This is a genomic window from Streptomyces sp. DS1-CR2 (assembly GCF_055760475.1).
Genome location: NZ_CM147085.1, coordinates 5,579,367 through 5,597,663, shown reverse-complemented (window position 1 = coordinate 5,597,663; position 18,297 = coordinate 5,579,367). Strand labels below are relative to the sequence as shown.

The following is an 18,297-nucleotide window of genomic DNA, read 5'->3' as shown; positions in this document are numbered from 1 at the left end:
TACTGGCGAGTAAGAGACTTGGGAATAGCGAGAACAAGACAAGTGCTCACGTTTCACGAGGGATACGGAGGGATGACGATGACGACGGCGATGGATGACGACGGCGGCGACAGCGGCCGGTACCGGATCGAGCACGACTCCATGGGCGAGGTACGGGTCCCCGCGAACGCCAAATGGCGGGCCCAGACGCAGCGGGCCGTGGAGAACTTCCCCATCTCGGGCCAGCGCCTCGAGCGCGCCCACATCGAGGCGCTCGCCCGCATCAAGGCGGCCGCGGCCCATGTGAACGCCGAGCTCGGGGTCGTGGACAAGGACATCGCGCAGGCGATCGCGGAGTCGGCCGGCGAGGTCGCCGACGGGCGCTGGGACGACCAGTTCCCCGTGGACGTCTTCCAGACCGGCTCCGGCACGTCGTCCAACATGAACACCAACGAGGTCCTCGCGACTCTCGCGACGGAGCGCCTCGGCCGCGACGTCCACCCGAACGACCATGTGAACGCGTCCCAGTCCTCGAACGACGTCTTCCCGTCGTCGATCCACATCGCGGCCACCGCCGCCGTCACCCATGACCTGATCCCGGCGCTCAGCCATCTGCGGGGGGCCCTGGAGCGCAAGTCGGAGGAGTTCGCCGACGTCGTGAAGTCGGGGCGCACGCACCTCATGGACGCGACACCGGTGACCCTCGGGCAGGAGTTCGGCGGGTACGCGGCGCAGGTCGCGTACGGCGTCGAGCGCCTGCAGGCCTCGCTGCCGCGCCTGGCCGAACTGCCGCTCGGGGGAACGGCGGTGGGCACGGGGATCAACACGCCGCCCGGGTTCTCGGCCGCCGTCATCGCGGAGGTGGCGCGGACCACGGGCCTGCCGCTGACCGAGGCGCGCAACCACTTCGAGGCGCAGGGCGCGCGCGACGGCGTCGTGGAGACGAGCGGGCAGCTGCGGACCATCGCCGTCGGCCTGACGAAGATCGCCAACGATCTGCGCTGGATGGCGTCGGGACCCCGCACCGGACTGGCCGAGATCAGCCTGCCGGACCTCCAGCCGGGCTCGTCGATCATGCCGGGCAAGGTGAATCCGGTCATTCCCGAGGCGGTGCTCATGGTCGCCGCCCAGGTCACGGGGAACGACGCGACGGTCGCCGCCGCGGGCGCCGCGGGGAACTTCGAGCTGAACGTCATGCTGCCGGTCATCGCCAAGAACGTCCTGGAGTCGATCAGGCTGCTCGCCAACGTCGCGCGCCTGCTCGCCGACCGGACCGTGGACGGCGTCACCGCGCACCGCGAGCGCGCCCGCGAGTACGCCGAGTCGTCGCCGTCCGTGGTGACCCCGCTGAACAAGTACATCGGCTACGAGGAGGCCGCGAAGGTGGCCAAGAAGTCGCTGGCCGAGCGCAGGACGATCCGCGAGGTCGTCCTGGAGGGCGGCTACGTGGAGCGCGGCGACCTCACGGTCGAGCAGCTCGACGAGGCGCTGGATGTCCTGCGGATGACGCGCCCGTAACAGGGTTCGGCGACTGACCGAATTCGTGACGCGCACCGCGGCGTCACGTGTCGGGGGCACCTAATATCTGTCCATGACGGACCGGACGAGCATTCTGGCAGGTGAGACCGACGGCAGCGTTGGGCGCTGGGCGCCCGGCAGCCGGATTCTGTGGCGGTACCGGACGAACGGCGGGGAGGGCTTCCACATCTGCCGCCCCGTCACGGTCGTCGAGGACAGCGCCGAGCTGCTCGCCGTGTGGCTGGCACCCGGCACCGAGTGCGTGAGACCGGTCCTGGCCGACGGCACACCGGTGCACGAGGAGCCCCTGGCCACCCGGTACACGAAGCCGCGCACCGTCCTGCGCGACCGGTGGTTCGGCACCGGCGTCCTGAAGCTGGCGCGGCCCGGCGAGCCCTGGTCGGTGTGGCTGTTCTGGGAGCCGGGCTGGCGGTTCAGGAACTGGTACGTGAACCTGGAGCAGCCGCGGGTGCGGTGGGCCGGCGGCGTGGACTCCGAAGATCACTTCCTTGACCTGTCGGTCTACGCGGACCGCACCTGGCGCTGGCACGACGAGGACGAGTTCGCGCAGGCGCAGATCGCGGGCCTGATGAGCGCGGCGCAGGCCGCATCCGTACGCAGAGCGGGGCGCGCCGCGGTCGAGGTGATCGAGGACTGGGGGCACCCGTTCCCCGATGGCTGGCAGCACTGGCGGCCCGATCCTGCGTGGCCGGTTCCCGCGCTTCCGGGTGACTGGAACCGTACGCCCGCGCATGTGTCCTCATGAGACCCTTGATGCGCCCCCGTGGTTCAAACGTAGGATCGTCCTCCGCAAGTGCACACAGGTACAACTCTTCGTGCTTGCAGCAGGTCTGACACGATGTCAACGAGGTCATCGAGGGGCGGCGGGACCGTGAGTCACGGCAGCGAGGGGTACGAGACGTACGGGAGCGGCCGCCGGACCCCGGCGCCGGACCGTACGGGCCAGGCCGAGGCCTTCGACGCCATCGGCGCCCGCTACGACGACGCCTTCCCGCACAAGGAGGGCCAGTTGGCCGCGGTGGACGCGCTGCTCGCAGGCCTGGCACCCGGCTCGCGCGTGCTCGAGGTCGGCTGCGGCACCGGAGTTCCGACGAGCCGTCAACTGGCCGACGCGGGGCACTTTGTGGTCGGCGTGGACCTGTCGGCCGGCATGCTGGAACTCGCCCGCAAGAATGTCCCTGAGGCCGAGTTCCATCAGCTGGACCTCGCCTCTTTGAGACCCGAACGGGGCCAGAAGCAGGGCGAGTTGGGCGAGTTCGACGCCGTCACCTGCTTCTTCACGCTGCTGATGCTGCCGCGCACCGAGATCCCCGCAGCGCTGCGGCTGCTGCGCTCGATGCTCCGGCCGGGCGGGCTGCTCGCCCTGTCGATGGTCGAGGCCGATCTGGACGACGCCGAAATTCCGTTCCTGGGGCACACAATCCGGGTATCGGGACTCCTGCGGGACGAGCTGCGCCAGGCCGTACGCGACGCGGGACTGGAGATCACCGGCGAGCACACGTACGCGTACGCTCCGGCGAGCACCGAAGTACCACCCGAACACCAGCTGTTCTTCAACTGCCGGCGTGCCGGGAAGTGAAGCGGCACGTCGTTAGGCGCGCAGCCCAGGACGGACGGATTCGAAACGCGTGACGGAGCACCCCACCTCCCACGAGGGCCGCCGGCCGGCCGCCCGCCCCGCCGCCCCCGCGGACCCCCGCGGGGCCCTGAGGCGCGCCTCCGACGCGCTCCCCGCACAACAGGGGCGCCCCGGAGCGACCGCGTCCGCCGACGACGCCGATCCCGCGCGCCGGGCGCCCGCGCCGGGCGCCTCCGCACCGCGCGGCGCCGCGCCCGAGCACTCCGGAGCAGCGCCCGCACCCGAGCCACCACGTCGTGAGAGCAGTGGCGGTGGCGTGCCCGGGCGGCGCAAGCCCGGTTCCGCTTCCGGGGACGCCGGCAGCGTGCCCGAACACGCCCTGTCGGACGCCGGACCGGACGATCCCCACCGGCCGAGGCCCGTGCCCGACCGCCGGAGCGGACAGCCGCGCCCGCCGGGGACACCCGTCCCGATGCGGCGGGACGGGGACCGGCTGCGCTTCGTGGGCGCCGCGACCCGGCGGATCGCCCGCGGGATAGACCTCGACGAGATCGTCATGGGCCTGTGCCGCGCGTCCGTGCCCACGTTCTCGGACGTGATCCTGGTCTATCTGCGGGACCCGCTGCCGGTCGGCGACGAGCGGCCCAGCGGGCCCGTCGTGCTGCGGCTGCGCAGGACGGACCGGCTGCGCCTCATCGAGGAGGGCGCCGAGGATCCGGACACCGACGGCGGCGGACTCCTGACGATGGCGGCCGGCACCGCCCAGGGCGACCCCGTCACCGCCGAGCTGTGCGAAGTGCGGACCGGCGGCGCGCTCGCCGAGGTACTGCGGGGCGTACGGCCCGTGTTCGCGGACTCGCCCGCCGCCCTGGCCGCGCTGCCGGAGCTGCTCGGCGAGGACCCGGACCTCGCCCTGCCCACCGGGCAGCGGGCGATCCTCGCGCCGCTGCGCGGGCGCCGCCGGGTCATCGGCGCGGCCGTCTTCCTGCGCCGCCCCGAGCGCCACGCGTTCGAGAACGACGACCTGCTGGTCGCGGGGCAGCTCGCCACGCACAGCGCGCTCGGCATCGACAAGGCCGTCCTGTACGGCCGCGAGGCGTACATCGCCGACGAACTCCAGCGCACGATGCTGCCCGAGACGCTGCCGCGGCCCACGGGCGTGCGCCTCGCGTCCCGGTATCTGCCGGCCGCGGAGACCGCGCGCGTGGGCGGCGACTGGTACGACGCGATCCCGCTGCCGGGCAGCCGAGTCGCCCTCGTCGTGGGCGACGTCATGGGCCACTCCATGACGTCCGCCGCGATCATGGGCCAGCTGCGTACGACCGCGCAGACCCTCGCCGGCCTCGACCTGCCGCCGCAGGAGGTCCTGCACCACCTGGACGAGCAGGCCCAGCGCCTCGGCAGCGACCGCATGGCGACCTGCCTGTACGCCGTCTACGACCCGGTCTCGCACCGCATCACCATCGCCAACGCGGGCCACCCGCCGCCGGTCCTGCTGCATCTGGGCGGCCGCGCCGAGGTACTGCGCGTCCCGCCGGGCGCGCCGATCGGTGTCGGCGGGGTCGACTTCGAGGCGGTCGAGCTGGACGCCCCGGCGGGCGCGACGCTCCTCCTCTACACGGACGGTCTGGTCGAGTCGCGGCTGCGGGACGTGTGGACCGGGATAGAGCAGCTGCGCGAGCGGCTCGCCGCGACGGCCCAGCTGACCGGCCCCGACCATCCTCCGCCCCTTGAGGCGCTGTGCGACGAGGTCCTCGACATGCTCGGCCCGGGCGACCGGGACGACGACATCGCGCTGCTCGCGGCGCGGTTCGACGGGATCGCGCCGAGCGACGTCGCGTACTGGCTGCTCGAGCCCGAGGACGCGGCGCCGGGCCGGGCCCGCCGCCTGGCGCGCAGCGCGCTCGCCCGGTGGGGCCTGGAAGAGCTGACCGACTCGGTGGAGCTCCTCGTCAGCGAAGTCGTGACGAACGCCGTGCGGTACGCGTCCCGGCCCGTCACGCTGCGCCTGCTGCGGACCGATGTGCTGCGCTGCGAGGTCGGCGACGACGTGCCGCAGCTGCCGCGGCTGCGGCAGGCCCGCGCCACCGACGAGGGCGGGCGCGGCCTGTATCTGGTCAACAGGCTGGCGCGGCGCTGGGGCGCGACGCGGCTGAGCACCGGGAAGGTCGTGTGGTTCGAGCTGCCGCACGGGAACGGCACCGCCTGAACCTGGATATGCGAGTGGGCCCGGAACCGTACGGCTCCGGGCCCACTCGCGTGCGTCACTGTCAGCCGGTCAGGCCGCGTGGCTTGTGACTGCCCGAGTCGTCCGGGTTCTCCGGGACTCCGAAGGTCGGCGACGAGGGATCCGTCGGGGGCGTGACGCCGCCTGACGGCTCGTCGGTCGGCGGGGTGGTCTGCGGGGTCGACTCCGGGGCGCTCGGCGTCGTCGGCGGAGTGGACTCCGGGGTGCTCGGGGTGTCCGACGACGGGGTGGACTGCTCGGTGCTCGGCGTGTCCTGCGGGGTGGACGGCACCTCGACGGCCGCGCCCATGTCCGTGTCGAGGTCGAACTCGGCCGTGGGGCTGGTCGAGTTGAAGGTGTACTGGGCCCAGATGCGGGCCGGGAAGCTGCCGCCGTCGACGCGGGGCAGACCGCCGGCGCCCTTCATCGAGACGTGCGCGCCCGCCTCCGAGGTCTTCAGCGCGCCCTCGCCGAACAGGCCCACCGAGGTGACCAGATCCGGTGTGTAGCCGGTGAACCAGGCCGACTTGTTGTCGTCGGAGGTACCGGTCTTGCCCGCCACCTTCTGGCCGTCGCGGGCCGGATTGTCACGCACCGAGGTCTTCGCCGTACCGTCGTCGACCACGCCGGTCAGGACCGAGGTGACGGAGTCCGCGGCACCGCGGCTGATCACCTGGTTGCCGATCGCGTCCGGCAGCGGGACGTCCTGGCCCTGCTTGGACACGGACTTCACGATCTGCGGAGTGACCTGCTTGCCGTGGTTGTCGAGCGTCGCGTAGACACCGGCCATCTCCATCGGGCTCGCGCCCATGGTGCCCAGGGTCTGCGCCGGGTACGGCTTGAGGTCGGCGTCGTCCATGCCGAGCTTCTTGGCCGTCGCCATGACCTGGTCCATGCCGACATCGACGCCCATCTGCGCGAAGACGGAGTTGATGGACTTGTTCATTGCGGTCTGCACGGTGACCGGGCCGTAGCTGTGGTCGTCCTCGTTCGGCGGGGCGAAGCCGACCTTCTGTCCGTCGCTGACGACCGGCCGCTTGTTGGTGCCGTCGTAGATCGTGCTCGCCTTGATCGACTGCCCGTTCTGCGTCGTGGCGTTGTTCTCCAGGGCGGCCGCGAGGATCAGCGGCTTGAAGGTGGACGCCGGCTGGTAGTCGGTGCGGGTCGCGTTGTTGACGTAGTGCTTGCTGAGCCCTTCACCTCCGTACAGCGCGAGGACCTTGCCAGTCTTCGGGTCGACCGAGGCGGCACCGGCCTGTACCCGGGAGTCGGCCTTCTTGCTCTTCGGGTTCAGGTTGTCGGTCAACTGCTGCCTGACCGACTTCTCCAGCTGCTTCTGCTTCTTGCGGTCGACGTTGAGGGTGACCGCGTAGCCGCCCGCGTCGAACTGCGCCTCGGTGAGGTTCAGGTCCTTCATCACCTCGGCCTTGGCGGCGGTGTAGAGGTAGCCCTCCTGGCCCTCGAGCCCTGCGGCGGCCTTCGGCGCCTTCGGCTTGGGGAACGTCATGCCCTTGCGCTCGCTCGCGCTGAGCCAGTGCATGTCGACCATGTTGTCCAGGACGTAGTTCCAGCGGGCCTTGGCGAGCTTCTTGCCGGTGTCCGAGGCGACGCCCCAGTCGTACTGGTTCGGGGCCTGGAGCAGCGCCGCGAGATACGCACCCTGCTCCACGGTGAGTTTCTTGGCGTCGACGTGGTAGTAGGCCTGGGCGGCGGCCTGGATGCCCCACGAACTGCGGCCGTAGAAGCTGGTGTTGATGTAGCCCGCGAGGATGTCCTCCTTGGACTTCTTGCGGTCCACCTTCAGCGAGATGACCAGTTCCTTCAGCTTGCGCGTGACGGTTTGGTCCTGCGTGAGGTAGTAGTTCTTCACGTACTGCTGGGTGATCGTCGAACCACCCTGCTTGCCCTTGCCGGTGACCGTGTTGATCACACCGCGGGCGGTGCCCTTCAGGTCGATGCCCTTGTCCTTGTAGAACGTCTTGTTCTCAGCGGCGACGAAGGTGTGCTGCACGCCCGTGGGCACCTCGGAGAGGTCCACTATCTCGCGGTTGACCTGGCCGACACGGGCCATGGTCGTGCCGTCGCTGTACTTGTAGACGTTGCTCTGCCGCATCGCGTCCGGGTTGCCCTCGGGGACGTCGATCACCAGGTAGAGCACGATGAACGCGCCCATGCACAGCAGCACAAACCCGAAGAACGCCCCCAGGATCTTCTTCCAGGTGAAGAAGCGGCGTATGCCTGTCCGCCGGGTGGACGAGCCCCCGCGCGCCGCCCGGCGCGCGCCGCCGCGCTGCCGTGCTCGTCTCTCGTCCGCTCGACCCATGGCTCCCGGTACTCCGCTTCTAGTCGCTGACACGTCCGCGCGCCCACGGCGCACTTCACACTCATCGGTGCTGAATCAGCTCATGAAGCTAACACCGCACCTAAGGGCAAAAGGATGTCGATCCGGGCATTTCCGGACGTGACAATCAGCACCTACCCCATGGGAACCGACGAGCGAGGGGCTCGGATGGTTGCGTGATTCTCGATCGTGTGAACCGGATCGCACCAGACAGTACGGGTTCGCGCGTCCTACGATGATGGCCTCGGCACCAGTCCATGGGAGGCGCGAGATGTCCGCAGCACCAGTCCATGGGAGGCGCGAGATGTCCGCAGCACCTGTCGAGTACACCTGCCCCGAGCCCCAGTCGACCCCTCGTCCGCTGACGCTGCTCGAGCAGGCCGACAAGCTCACGGATCAGCTCCCTGGCTATCGGGTCGAGATCCTCGGAGGCGTGCTCACTGTCACCCCACCCCCTGACCTCGCCCACGCGAGGGCTCTGTCCCGCCTCAGGCGCCCGTTCGTCGCGGCCGGCCTGGACGGCGGCGAGACCGAGCTCCTTGAGGGCGTCGGCCTGTGGCTCCCGGACGGCCCCGAGGACTTCGCCGTACCGGACCTCTGCGTGATCGACGCGGACGCAGAGGATCACCTGGTCGAACACAATTGCTACGACCCGGTGTCCTTCCGCCTCGTTCTCGAGGTGACCTCCGGCAACTACCGCAACGACCTCCAGACCAAGGTCGTCGCCTACGGCAACGCGAAGGTCCCGGTCTACGTGATCGTCGACCGCAAGCACAACCGCCTGCACGTCCTGACCGAGCCCATCGAGAACGGATACGGCAGCCACCGCCTCCACGCTCCCGGCCAGCAGGTCACGCTCCCGGAATCCCTCGGCGCCGAGGTCACGCTCGACGTGACCGAGGTCCTCTCGGCAGCCACCGCCGTCACACCACAGCACTGAGCCCCCCCCCAGATCGCCTCGCCATGCTCCAGCGCCCGGTTCACGGAGCAACACTTCGTGGCGCTCGACGAGGAGCGCAAGGCGGCCATGGTCAGCAATCTGCTCGCGAGCAGGTCACCATGATGCGGCCGGACGGCCTGCGCACCGAGTAACACTCCCTGCCGGTAGGGGACTTGCCCCCAAGAGCTGGGGTCACAGCACCCGTACCGGCAGCGGCCGCACCGCCTCGCGCAGGGCCGCGGCCAGCTCCTCGTACTCCGCACCGCGCGCGGCGCCCGTCCGCATGGCGAGGGCGATGCGGCGGGTCGGCGCCGGGTCCTCGAAGAACCCGGTGAGCAGCTGGCTGCTGCGACTGGCCTCCACGGCGAGCGCGGTGCGCGGCAGCAGCGTCACGCCGAGCCCGCCCGCGACCAGCTGGACCAGCGTGGACAGGCCGGCCGCCGTCGTGGTCACCGGGGCGTCCGCGCGGCCGGCCTCGCGGCAGATGTCGAGCGCCTGGTCACGCAGGCAGTGCCCCTCGTCGAGCAGCAGCAGCCGCAGCTCGCGCAGCGCCTCGCGCGGGATGCCCTCGCGGCCCCCGAGCCAGTGGTCGAGCGGCGTGACGAGCACGAAGTCCTCGTCGAACAGGGGCAGTTCGGTGACGCCGGGCATCCCGAGCGGCACGGCGAGAAGCAGCAGATCGAGCCGCCCCGCCGCGAGCCCTTCGAGCAGGGACGACGTCTGCTCCTCGTGGACCTGGAGGTCCAGGTCCGGGTACCTCTCGTGGACGAGGCGCAGGACGGCCGGCAGGAGGTAGGGCGCGACGGTGGGGATGACGCCGAGGCGGAGCGCTCCCGTGAACGGCGCTCGTACCGCCTCGGCCTCCTCCATCAGGGCGCCCACCTCGTCGAGCACGGCCTTCGCGCGCACCGCGAGCCGCTCGCCCTCGGGCGAGAGCAGCACCTTGCGGGTCGTGCGTTCGAGCAGGGTCACGCCGAGGCACTCCTCCAGGGCGGACACGGCGCCGGAGAGCGCGGGCTGGCTCATGCCGATCGCGGCGGCGGCGTCCCGGAAGTGCAGATGCTCGGCGACGGCGGCGAAGGCTCGCAGCTGCGCGAGGCTCGGCTGTCGCCGCTTGGTGCTGGCCACGGTCACTCCCCTTACCTAGGGCTACTGATAGCTGGGTCCGATCAACACAACCGAGTCTAGCTATTTCCATAATCAATGCACCCTGTGCCACGATCGGGCCCAGTCCAACCCCCTTGGAAAGCCCCCAAAAAGGGCCCCTCCATGCTGCAAGGAGTAGTGCGTGCTCACTGTCGGTGACAAGTTCCCCCAGTTCGACCTGACTGCCTGTGTCTCCCTGGAGAAGGGCAAGGAGTTCGAGCAGATCGACCACAAGACCTACGAGGGCAAGTGGAAGATCGTCTTCGCGTGGCCCAAGGACTTCACCTTCGTGTGCCCGACCGAGATCGCCGCGTTCGGCAAGCTGAACGACGAGTTCGCCGACCGTGACGCCCAGATCCTCGGCTTCTCCGGCGACTCCGAGTTCGTGCACCACGCCTGGCGCAAGGACCACCCGGACCTGACCGACCTTCCCTTCCCGATGCTCGCCGACTCGAAGCACGAGCTCATGCGCGACCTCGGCATCGAGGGCGAGGACGGCTTCGCGCAGCGCGCCGTCTTCATCGTCGACCAGAACAACGAGATCCAGTTCACGATGGTGACCGCCGGTTCCGTGGGCCGTAACCCCAAGGAGGTCCTGCGGGTCCTCGACGCCCTGCAGACCGACGAGCTGTGCCCGTGCAACTGGACCAAGGGCGAGAACACCCTCGACCCGGTCGCGCTCCTGTCGGGCGAGTGATCTGACATGGCTCTCGACGAACTGAAGTCCGCCGTCCCGGACTACGCCAAGGACCTGCGCCTGAACCTCGGCTCGGTCATCGGCAACTCGGACCTGCCGCAGCAGCAGCTGTGGGGCACCGTGCTCGCCTGCGCGATCGCGTCCCGTTCCCCGCGCGTCCTGCGCGAGCTGGAGCCCGAGGCGAAGGCGAACCTGTCGCCGGAGGCGTACACCGCCGCCAAGTCGGCCGCCGCCGTCATGGCGATGAACAACGTCTTCTACCGCACGCGCCACCTGCTCTCCGACCCGGAGTACGGGACGCTGCGCGCCGGCCTGCGGATGAACGTCATCGGCAACCCGGGCGTCGAGAAGGTCGACTTCGAGCTGTGGTCCCTCGCGGTCTCCGCGATCAACGGCTGCGGCCAGTGCCTCGACTCGCACGAGCAGGTGCTCCGCAAGGCGGGCGTCGACCGCGAGACGATCCAGGAAGCGTTCAAGATCGCCGCGGTCATCCAGGCCGTGGGCGTCACGCTGGACTCCGAGGACGTCCTGTCCTGACGGACGGATCACCCCGGTAAGCGCATACGCGAACGCCGGGCGGGCTGAAGGAAATTCAGCCCGCCCGGCGTTCTCGCGTATCCGACGTTCTCGTGTGCCCGGCGCTCTCGCCTAACCCGGCTTCTAGGTCTTCCCGCCCGTCGGATCGACCGGTGCCACGTCGACGGCGGTCGCCCCGTGCGGCGGAGGCGACTGCCGCAGCGCCGCCTCACGCGAGTACGAGCGCAGATAGCCGACGACCGTGTTCGTCACGGCCACGAGCGGCACCGCCACCACGGCCCCGCCGATCCCGTTCACCAGGCCCCCGGCCGCGACGGAGAGCACCACCGCGAGCGGATGCACCCGCACGGCCCGGCCCAGGATGAACGGCTGGAGGATGTGGCCCTCGATCTGCTGCACGGCCAGTACCACTGCGAGCGTCATGACGGCCGTGAAGACGCCCTGGGTCACCAGGGCCACCACCACCGCGAGCGCTCCTGAAATCACCGCGCCCACCAGCGGGATGAACGCGAACAGGAAGATGAAGACGGCGAGCGGCACCGCCATCGGGACCCCGAGGAAGAAGATCCCGAGCCCGATGAAGATCGCGTCGATGAGCGCCACTATCACCGTGCCGCGCACATACGCGGTGAGCGTGCGCCAGGCCCGTGGCCCCGCACCGGCGATACCGGGACGGGCCTGCGCCGGGACGAGCCTGGTGGTCCACTCCCAGATGCGCCGGCCGTCGTAGAGCAGGAACAGCGTCGAGAACATCGTGAGCAGGATGCCGGTGAGCGCCTCGACGATGACGGTGACGCCTTCGAGGCCCGCGGACGTGATCTGGTCGGTGTTGGCGCCGACCGCGTCGCGCAGGGACTTGGCGATGTCGTTGATCTGGCTCTCGGTCACATGGAACGGGCTGTTGAGGAGCCAGTTGCGCAGCTCGTCGATGCCGTCCTGGATCTGGTCCGAGAGGTTGTCGATGTTCTCCTGGACCTGCCAGACGACGAACCAGCCGACAAGTCCCATGATGACGAAGCCGAGGATCGCGGTGAGTGCGGTGGCCAGGCCGCGCGGCACGCCGTGCCTCCTCAGTCGGGCCACGGTCGGCTGGAGGAGCGCGGTGATGAGCATCGCGGCGACGAACGCGTACACCACCAGCTGCACCTCGCTGATGACCCTCATCAGAACCCAGAGGGTGCCCGCCAGGACGAGCAGCCGCCAGCCGGCCTCGGCCGCGACGCGCATCCCCCACGGCACGGCCGCGACGGGGTCGGGCCTGGCCGCTATCGCGGGCGCGTACGCGGGCGGCGGGGGTACGTGGTCGCCGCCGCCGTTCTCCGGCCGGGTGACGGGCACTTGGGGCACTTCGGCGGCCGCATGCGCGGGTGCCTGAGCCGCATCACGGGCGGGTTGAAGGGCGGGTTGAGGGGCGGACCCGGTGGCGGCATCCGGAGCGGAGTCGTCCCCGCGGTCGTCGCGCTCGGCCTCGGCGCGGCGCTCGTCCAACCGCTCCCCCATCCGGCTGAGCTCATTGCCGAGCCGGCCGAGCCATCCTGGAACTCGCGACATGATCCGTCCTCTTCCCCCGTGCTCTCTCACCACTCCCCCCGGAGTCGTCGGCTCCGACCGTACATGCCTGAGCCCCTCACCGTAGGACGGCAAGGGGCTCAGGAAGGTTGACGGGCCAAGGGCCCGTCAGGAAGCTGTACCGGCTTCTAGTACCAGTGGTTGGCCTGCCAGAAGCTCCAGGCCTCACACGGGCTGCCGTAGCGGCTGTCCATGTAGTTGAGGCCCCACTTGATCTGGGTGGCCGGGTTGGTCTGCCAGTCGGCGCCCGCGGTGGAGTACTTGGACGCGGGCAGCGCCTGGAAGAGACCGTAGGCGCCGGAGGAGGCGTTGGTCGCCCGGTAGTTCCAGCTGGACTCGTGGTCCACGATGTTGCTGAAGCACTGGAACTGCCCGGCGGGGACCATCTGACGCGCCATCGCCTGTATCTGCGACGTCGAGTAAGAGGCCTGCGTGGCGAAGCTGGAGGCGTCGCGGGTGGCCGAGCGGCTGGCGGCCTTCTTGGCCTCCTCACGCTCCTTGGCTTCCTTCTCCGCCTTCTCCTTGGCATCGGCGGCCGCCTGCTGCTTGGCGACGGCGTCCTCGGCGGCCTTCTTACGGGCTGCTTCCTCCGCCGACTTCTGAGCGGCGTTGTCCGCGGCGATGGCCTGCGTCTCCGCCTGCTGCGTCAGCGTGGCGGTCTGCACCTGGGCCTGCTGGCCCGCGGGTATGTCGGCGAGGAGGGTCGCGTCGCTCGCCGTGGCTTCAGCCTCGTTGTTGGAGGGCTGAGCGGTGCTGCCCGAGGCAACACCCACGACTGCGCCGACTGTGGTGACCGCGGTGGCCGAAGCCACTGCGAATCCCCGGACCGAAATCCGGCTCACACGGTTTCCTTCCAGCATCGCCCGCTGTAGGTGACCCTCGCGGACGCAATCGTGCCCCTGGCGCTGGCCTCCCAACTGCGGGGTCACGGGAGACACGGGCCCGATGGGCAACTCCCGCTAAGGGAGAGCCACGTGGTGCACGGGCGGCATACGACGGCCTCTGTGAAGTTCTGGTGTCCGTGGTGCTCGTCATGCTGAGGATGCACAAGTGTCGTATGCGGGGCCTGACAGGACTGAGACTCTGCCGGACGCGGTCGCCTCAAGGCAATTCTCATCCAAGTGGGAAAGCTCACACCTCGTTTGCCCCGGCGGTTTCACGGAAACAAGCGCACGGCACAACGCCGCCCGGCTAAGCTCCTGCGCTTCGCCGGGCGGCGCCAACTACCGCGTAACCCCTACAAGATGGGGCGCTTCGCTCGCTCTCTCCTCAATGGGGGCCGTCCTCCAGCATCTCGGTGACCAGGGCCGCGATCTGCGAACGCTCCGACCGCGTGAGCGTGACGTGCGCGAACAGCGGGTGCCCCTTCAGCTTTTCGACGACGGCGACCACTCCGTCGTACCGGCCGACCCGGAGGTTGTCGCGCTGTGCCACGTCGTGCGTGAGCACAACCCGTGAATTCGCCCCGATCCTCGACAGAACGGTCAAAAGGACGTTCCGTTCGAGGGATTGGGCCTCGTCCACGATCACGAACGCGTCGTGCAGGGAGCGCCCGCGGATGTGGGTGAGCGGCAGGACCTCCAGCATGCCGCGCGCGGTGACCTCCTCGATGACGGCCTTGCCGGCGACCGACCCGAGCGTGTCGAAGACCGCCTGCGCCCACGGCCCCATCTTCTCGGCCTCGGTGCCGGGCAGATAGCCGAGCTCCTGGCCGCCCACCGCGTACAGCGGGCGGAAGACCATCACCTTCTGGTGCTGACGCCGTTCGAGCACCGCTTCGAGGCCCGCGCACAGCGCGAGCGCCGACTTGCCGGTGCCGGCCCGGCCTCCCATCGACAGGATCCCGATGTCCGGGTCGAGGAGCAGATCGAGCGCGATGCGCTGCTCGGCGCTGCGTCCCTTGATGCCGAACGCCTCGCGGTCGCCGCGCACCAGACGGACGTTGCCCTCGGCCGTGACCCTGCCGAGCGCCTTGCCGCGCTCGGAGTGGATGGTGAGGCCGGTGTGGACGGGCAGCTCCGCCGCCTCCGGTACGTACAGGCTCTCCTCGTCGAAGAGGAGGTCCACCTGTTCACCGGAGAGCCGCAGTTCGGACATTCCGGTCCAGCCGGAGTCCGTGATGGCGAGCTCGGCGCGGTACTCCTCGGCGAGCAGGCCCACCGACGACGCCTTGATGCGCAGCGGCAGGTCCTTGGAGACGACGGTGACGTCGTACCCCTCGGCCTGGAGGTTGCGGGCGACGGCGAGGATGCGGGAGTCGTTGTCCCCCAGGCGGTAACCCGCCGGGAGAACGCCCGGATCCGAGTGGTTGAGCTCGACGCGCAGGGTCCCGCCCAGATCGCCGATGGGGATCGGGGCGTCCAGGCGTCCGTGCCGGATACGGAAGTCGTCGAGCAGGCGCAGGGCCTGCCGGGCGAAGTATCCGAGCTCCGGATGGTGCCGCTTGGCCTCCAGTTCCGTGACCACGACGATCGGGAGCACCACTTCGTGCTCGTCGAACCTGGTCAGGGCGTTCGGGTCGGCCAGCAGGACGCTGGTGTCGAGAACATAAGTGCGCCGGTCGGGCTGGCGCTTGTTGCTGGTCACCACGGAAGGACGTACCCCCTCGGATGAGGTCGGGGAGCGACAGAGGGATCCAGGGCCGGGCGGGGCGGGGGGTACCCGCCGGTCGACGGCCGCCATGCGTGGGCCGTGGACCGGCCCCCAGCCTCTCCAGCGGAGCACGTGCTCCCCGCGTGGTCGTCGTGGCGCAAAGGGCCTCCCGGGCGGACAGCCCCGTGCCGTCCGCTGAGACTCGACGTCCGTGAATCGGACATCGACCTGGAAGGCTTATTCCCTCGAACACGCGCGGCCATGCCACGGCATATGACGGCGCGCGCGTTAACTCCTGGTGACGTACGTCCCCGGGGTCAGCCGCCGTAACGCCGATGGCGGGCGGCGTAGTCGCGCAGGGCGCGCAGGAAGTCCACCTTGCGGAAGGCGGGCCAGAAAACTTCGCAGAAGTAGTACTCGGAGTGGGCCGACTGCCAGAGCATGAATCCGGACAGGCGCTGTTCGCCGCTCGTGCGGATGACGAGGTCCGGGTCGGGCTGCCCGCTGGTGTAGAGGTGCTTCGAGATCTGGTCGATGTCGACGCTCTCGGCGATCTCCTCGAGGCTGGTGCCCTTGTCCGCGTGGTCGAGCAGCAGGGAGCGCACCGCGTCGGCGATCTCCTGGCGGCCGCCGTAGCCGACCGCGACGTTCACGAGTATCCCCGCGTTGTCGGCGGTGGCCTGCTCGGCCTCCTTGAGGACGGTCTGGGTGCGGGCCGGGAGAAGGTCGAGGGTGCCGACGTGGTGGACGCGCCAGCGGCCGTCGACGGCGAGGCTGCGGACGGTCTCCTCGATGATGCCGAGGAGCGGCCTCAGCTCCTCCTCGGGACGGTCGAAGTTGTCCGTCGACAGCATCCAGAGGGTGACGACCTCGACGTCCGTCTCGGCACACCAGCCGAGGAACTCCTCGATCTTGTACGCACCGGCCTGGTGGCCCTGCGCCGCAGTGCCACCGGAGGCCTTCGCCCAGCGCCTGTTCCCGTCGAGGATGACCCCGATGTGTTTGGGCACCTGATCGTGGTCGAGGCGGCCTTCCACCCGGCGTGCGTAAAGTCCGTACACCAGGTCGCGCAGGTTCACTGTCTTTCAGCCCCTCCGTGCAGACGGCAGTCCCCGAGGGCGAAGCCTACCGCTGCTGGGCGTCGCCCTCATTGTGGGGTGTCTGCGCTCCGGCGCTGTGGACCGCCGGTGCTCTGACGTAGCTTCGTACCCATGAACGACATGTCTTCGTACCGCGCCGCCGCGGACCGCTACGACTCGATGGAGTACCGGCGCACCGGCCACAGCGGTCTCAAGCTGCCCGCGATCTCGCTCGGCCTGTGGCACAACTTCGGTGACGACCGCACCCTGGACTCACAGCGGGAGATCCTCCGCCGCGCTTTTGACATCGGTGTCACTCACTTCGACCTGGCGAACAACTACGGGCCGCCCCCCGGCTCCGCCGAGCTGAACTTCGGCAAGATGTTCGCCCAGGACTTCGCCCCGTACCGGGACGAGCTCATCATTTCGACCAAGGCGGGCTATCTCATGCACCCGGGCCCGTACGGGGAGTGGGGCAGCCGCAAGTACCTGCTGTCGTCCCTCGACGCGTCCCTGTCCCGGATGGGCCTCGACTACGTCGACATCTTCTACTCGCACCGCTTCGACCCGGACACCCCGCTCGAGGAGACGATGGGCGCGCTCGCGTCCGCCGTGCAGCAGGGCAAGGCGCTGTACGTGGGTGTGTCCTCGTACAACAGCGAGCAGACCGCCGAGGCGGCGCGCCTGCTGAAGGAGATGGGCGTCCCGGCGCTCATCCACCAGCCCTCGTACTCGATGATCAACCGCTGGACCGAGGACGACGGCCTGCTGGACACGCTGGAGACGGCCGGCATGGGCTGCATCTCCTTCGTGCCGCTCGCGCAGGGCCTGCTCACGGACAAGTACCTGAAGGGCATCCCGGAGGGGTCGCGCGCCACGCAGGGCAAGTCCCTCGACCCGGGCCTCGCGGGTGACTCCGAGGTGATCCGCCGGCTGAACGGGCTGAACGACATCGCCCAGCGCCGCGGCCAGTCCCTCGCGCAGCTCGCGCTCAACTGGGTGCTGCGGGACGAGCGGATGACGTCGGCCCTGATCGGCGCCTCCAGCGTGCGGCAGCTGGAGGAGAACGTGGCGGCTCTGTCGGGCCCGAAGCTCACCGAAGAAGAGCTGTCCGAAATCGACTCGTTCGCGGTGTCGACCCCGGGCACGAACATCTGGGCCGGGCGGAGCTGACTCCTCCCGTTCCGTCCCGCGGGCCGCGGCCCTCGCGCCAGGACACCCTCTGGGCGTCGGGGGTACGCGGCCTGCGGAACCACTCGCCGGCGCCCGCCTGGCTCGCTCCCCTGGCCCCTGCCGCCGTACGGGCCGGGAGCGGTGGGCGGCGCCTGGTGCGGATGGTCGTTCGGCGTGCCGCGGACTCTGATCCCGGCGCCACGACCCGGGGGGCGCACGCGCGCGGCCCGGCCGGAGACAAAAAACGGGCCGGTCCGTGGGGGGGAGACGGACCGGCCCGAGGGGGGGTTTCCACCATAACCCTTCGTAAGTGATGGTGGGCGCATCGGCGTGCCACAACTACTCTCCGAAGTCGCCCGGCAACGGCTGGAGGTATGTTTCCGGCCGCTTCGCGCAGGGTTTCGCAACGGTTTTTCCTGGCTTGCGGCCCGCGCGGGGCGTCCCCCTCATGGGTGAGTCGCGCGATGAACGCGGGCTTGACGCCGGAGCGGCCCGGAGGTTGGCTGCGCACCCATGGCGACCTTCACCGTGCCGGGACTCGAGGCCGAACTGCCGCTGGAAATCGCGGAGTCGGGGCGGGCGCGGCGACGCGGGCTGCTCGGCCGGGACGGGGTGAACGGCGCGCTCCTGCTGACGTCGTCGTCAAGCGTACACACCCTGGGGATGCGCTTCGTCATAGATGTGGCGTATTTGGACCGGCGTGGCACGGTGCTCGCCGTGCGGACGATGCGGCCGGGCCGGATCGGCCTCCCCCGGTTGCGCGCCCGGCGTGTCCTGGAGTCGGAGGCGGGGACGATGGCCCGGTGGGGAGTGCGGCCGGGGGCGCGGGTGACGGTGCTGGGGCGGTGACGGCGTCTCGCGTCTCGCGTCTCGCGTCTCGCGTCTCGCGTCTCGCGTCT

General features: G+C 69.9%; 15 protein-coding genes. 9 read left to right on the top strand and 6 right to left on the bottom strand.

Annotated elements, in window-relative coordinates; genetic code table 11:
• The first annotated feature begins 90 nt into the window (after positions 1 to 90).
• From ACY0PA_RS26890 to ACY0PA_RS26875, 4 genes are all read left to right on the top strand, one after another.
• Complete coding sequence (locus tag ACY0PA_RS26890) at positions 91 to 1,497, top strand: class II fumarate hydratase (RefSeq protein ID WP_473086444.1); 1,407 nt, start codon at positions 91 to 93, stop codon at positions 1,495 to 1,497.
• 73 nt (positions 1,498 to 1,570) lie between these two features.
• Entirely contained in the window at positions 1,571 to 2,263 is a 693-nt protein-coding gene (fomD, locus tag ACY0PA_RS26885; protein WP_473080176.1) for a cytidylyl-2-hydroxypropylphosphonate hydrolase, read from the top strand.
• Positions 2,264 to 2,356: 93 nt separating this feature from the next.
• The gene (locus tag ACY0PA_RS26880; protein ID WP_473080175.1) at positions 2,357 to 3,097 is read left to right on the top strand and encodes a class I SAM-dependent DNA methyltransferase; all 741 of its coding nucleotides are present in this window, start codon (positions 2,357 to 2,359) and stop codon (positions 3,095 to 3,097) included.
• 49 nt (positions 3,098 to 3,146) lie between these two features.
• Positions 3,147 to 5,306 carry an ATP-binding SpoIIE family protein phosphatase gene (locus tag ACY0PA_RS26875; protein ID WP_473080174.1) on the top strand — a complete coding sequence of 720 codons (2,160 nt, stop codon included), beginning with the start codon at positions 3,147 to 3,149 and terminating at the stop codon, positions 5,304 to 5,306.
• Positions 5,307 to 5,367: 61 nt separating this feature from the next.
• Here ACY0PA_RS26875 and ACY0PA_RS26870 read toward each other — a convergent pair whose 3' ends face one another.
• Positions 5,368 to 7,647 (bottom strand): transglycosylase domain-containing protein, encoded by a 2,280-nt coding sequence (locus tag ACY0PA_RS26870; RefSeq protein WP_473080173.1) that lies wholly within the window; start codon positions 7,645 to 7,647, stop codon positions 5,368 to 5,370.
• Between the two features lie 322 nt (positions 7,648 to 7,969).
• On the opposite strand from ACY0PA_RS26870, the gene ACY0PA_RS26865 reads away from it, so the two are divergent.
• Positions 7,970 to 8,605: a Uma2 family endonuclease gene (locus tag ACY0PA_RS26865; RefSeq protein WP_473080172.1), complete on the top strand. Its 636-nt coding sequence runs from the start codon at positions 7,970 to 7,972 to the stop codon at positions 8,603 to 8,605.
• 192 nt (positions 8,606 to 8,797) lie between these two features.
• Here the strand turns inward: ACY0PA_RS26865 and ACY0PA_RS26860 are convergent, their stop codons facing one another.
• Positions 8,798 to 9,733 (bottom strand): LysR substrate-binding domain-containing protein, encoded by a 936-nt coding sequence (locus ACY0PA_RS26860; protein WP_473080171.1) that lies wholly within the window; start codon positions 9,731 to 9,733, stop codon positions 8,798 to 8,800.
• A gap of 160 nt (positions 9,734 to 9,893) precedes the next feature.
• Between ACY0PA_RS26860 and ACY0PA_RS26855 the strand changes: the two genes are divergently transcribed.
• Both ACY0PA_RS26855 and ACY0PA_RS26850 read left to right on the top strand, forming a co-directional pair.
• Positions 9,894 to 10,448 (top strand): peroxiredoxin, encoded by a 555-nt coding sequence (locus ACY0PA_RS26855; protein ID WP_100598182.1) that lies wholly within the window; start codon positions 9,894 to 9,896, stop codon positions 10,446 to 10,448.
• A gap of 6 nt (positions 10,449 to 10,454) precedes the next feature.
• The gene (locus ACY0PA_RS26850; protein ID WP_100598183.1) at positions 10,455 to 10,985 is read left to right on the top strand and encodes an alkyl hydroperoxide reductase; all 531 of its coding nucleotides are present in this window, start codon (positions 10,455 to 10,457) and stop codon (positions 10,983 to 10,985) included.
• A gap of 123 nt (positions 10,986 to 11,108) precedes the next feature.
• On the opposite strand, the gene ACY0PA_RS26845 is transcribed toward ACY0PA_RS26850, so the two are convergent.
• The 4 genes from ACY0PA_RS26845 to ACY0PA_RS26830 form a co-directional block, all read right to left on the bottom strand.
• Positions 11,109 to 12,536: an AI-2E family transporter gene (locus tag ACY0PA_RS26845; RefSeq protein ID WP_473080170.1), complete on the bottom strand. Its 1,428-nt coding sequence runs from the start codon at positions 12,534 to 12,536 to the stop codon at positions 11,109 to 11,111.
• 146 nt (positions 12,537 to 12,682) lie between these two features.
• The gene (locus tag ACY0PA_RS26840) at positions 12,683 to 13,414 is read right to left on the bottom strand and encodes an aggregation-promoting factor C-terminal-like domain-containing protein (protein WP_473080169.1); all 732 of its coding nucleotides are present in this window, start codon (positions 13,412 to 13,414) and stop codon (positions 12,683 to 12,685) included.
• A 409-nt stretch (positions 13,415 to 13,823) separates the two neighbouring features.
• Positions 13,824 to 15,143, bottom strand: a complete 1,320-nt coding sequence (locus tag ACY0PA_RS26835) for a PhoH family protein (protein ID WP_473080168.1) — start codon at positions 15,141 to 15,143, stop codon at positions 13,824 to 13,826.
• Between the two features lie 320 nt (positions 15,144 to 15,463).
• Entirely contained in the window at positions 15,464 to 16,225 is a 762-nt protein-coding gene (locus ACY0PA_RS26830) for an isoprenyl transferase (protein WP_100598187.1), read from the bottom strand.
• Between the two features lie 132 nt (positions 16,226 to 16,357).
• Between ACY0PA_RS26830 and mgrA the strand changes: the two genes are divergently transcribed.
• Together mgrA and ACY0PA_RS26820 are read left to right on the top strand one after the other, a co-directional pair.
• Entirely contained in the window at positions 16,358 to 17,398 is a 1,041-nt protein-coding gene (gene mgrA / locus ACY0PA_RS26825; protein WP_473080167.1) for an L-glyceraldehyde 3-phosphate reductase, read from the top strand.
• A 513-nt stretch (positions 17,399 to 17,911) separates the two neighbouring features.
• Positions 17,912 to 18,247 (top strand): DUF192 domain-containing protein, encoded by a 336-nt coding sequence (locus ACY0PA_RS26820; protein ID WP_473080166.1) that lies wholly within the window; start codon positions 17,912 to 17,914, stop codon positions 18,245 to 18,247.
• Positions 18,248 to 18,297 lie beyond the last annotated feature (50 nt).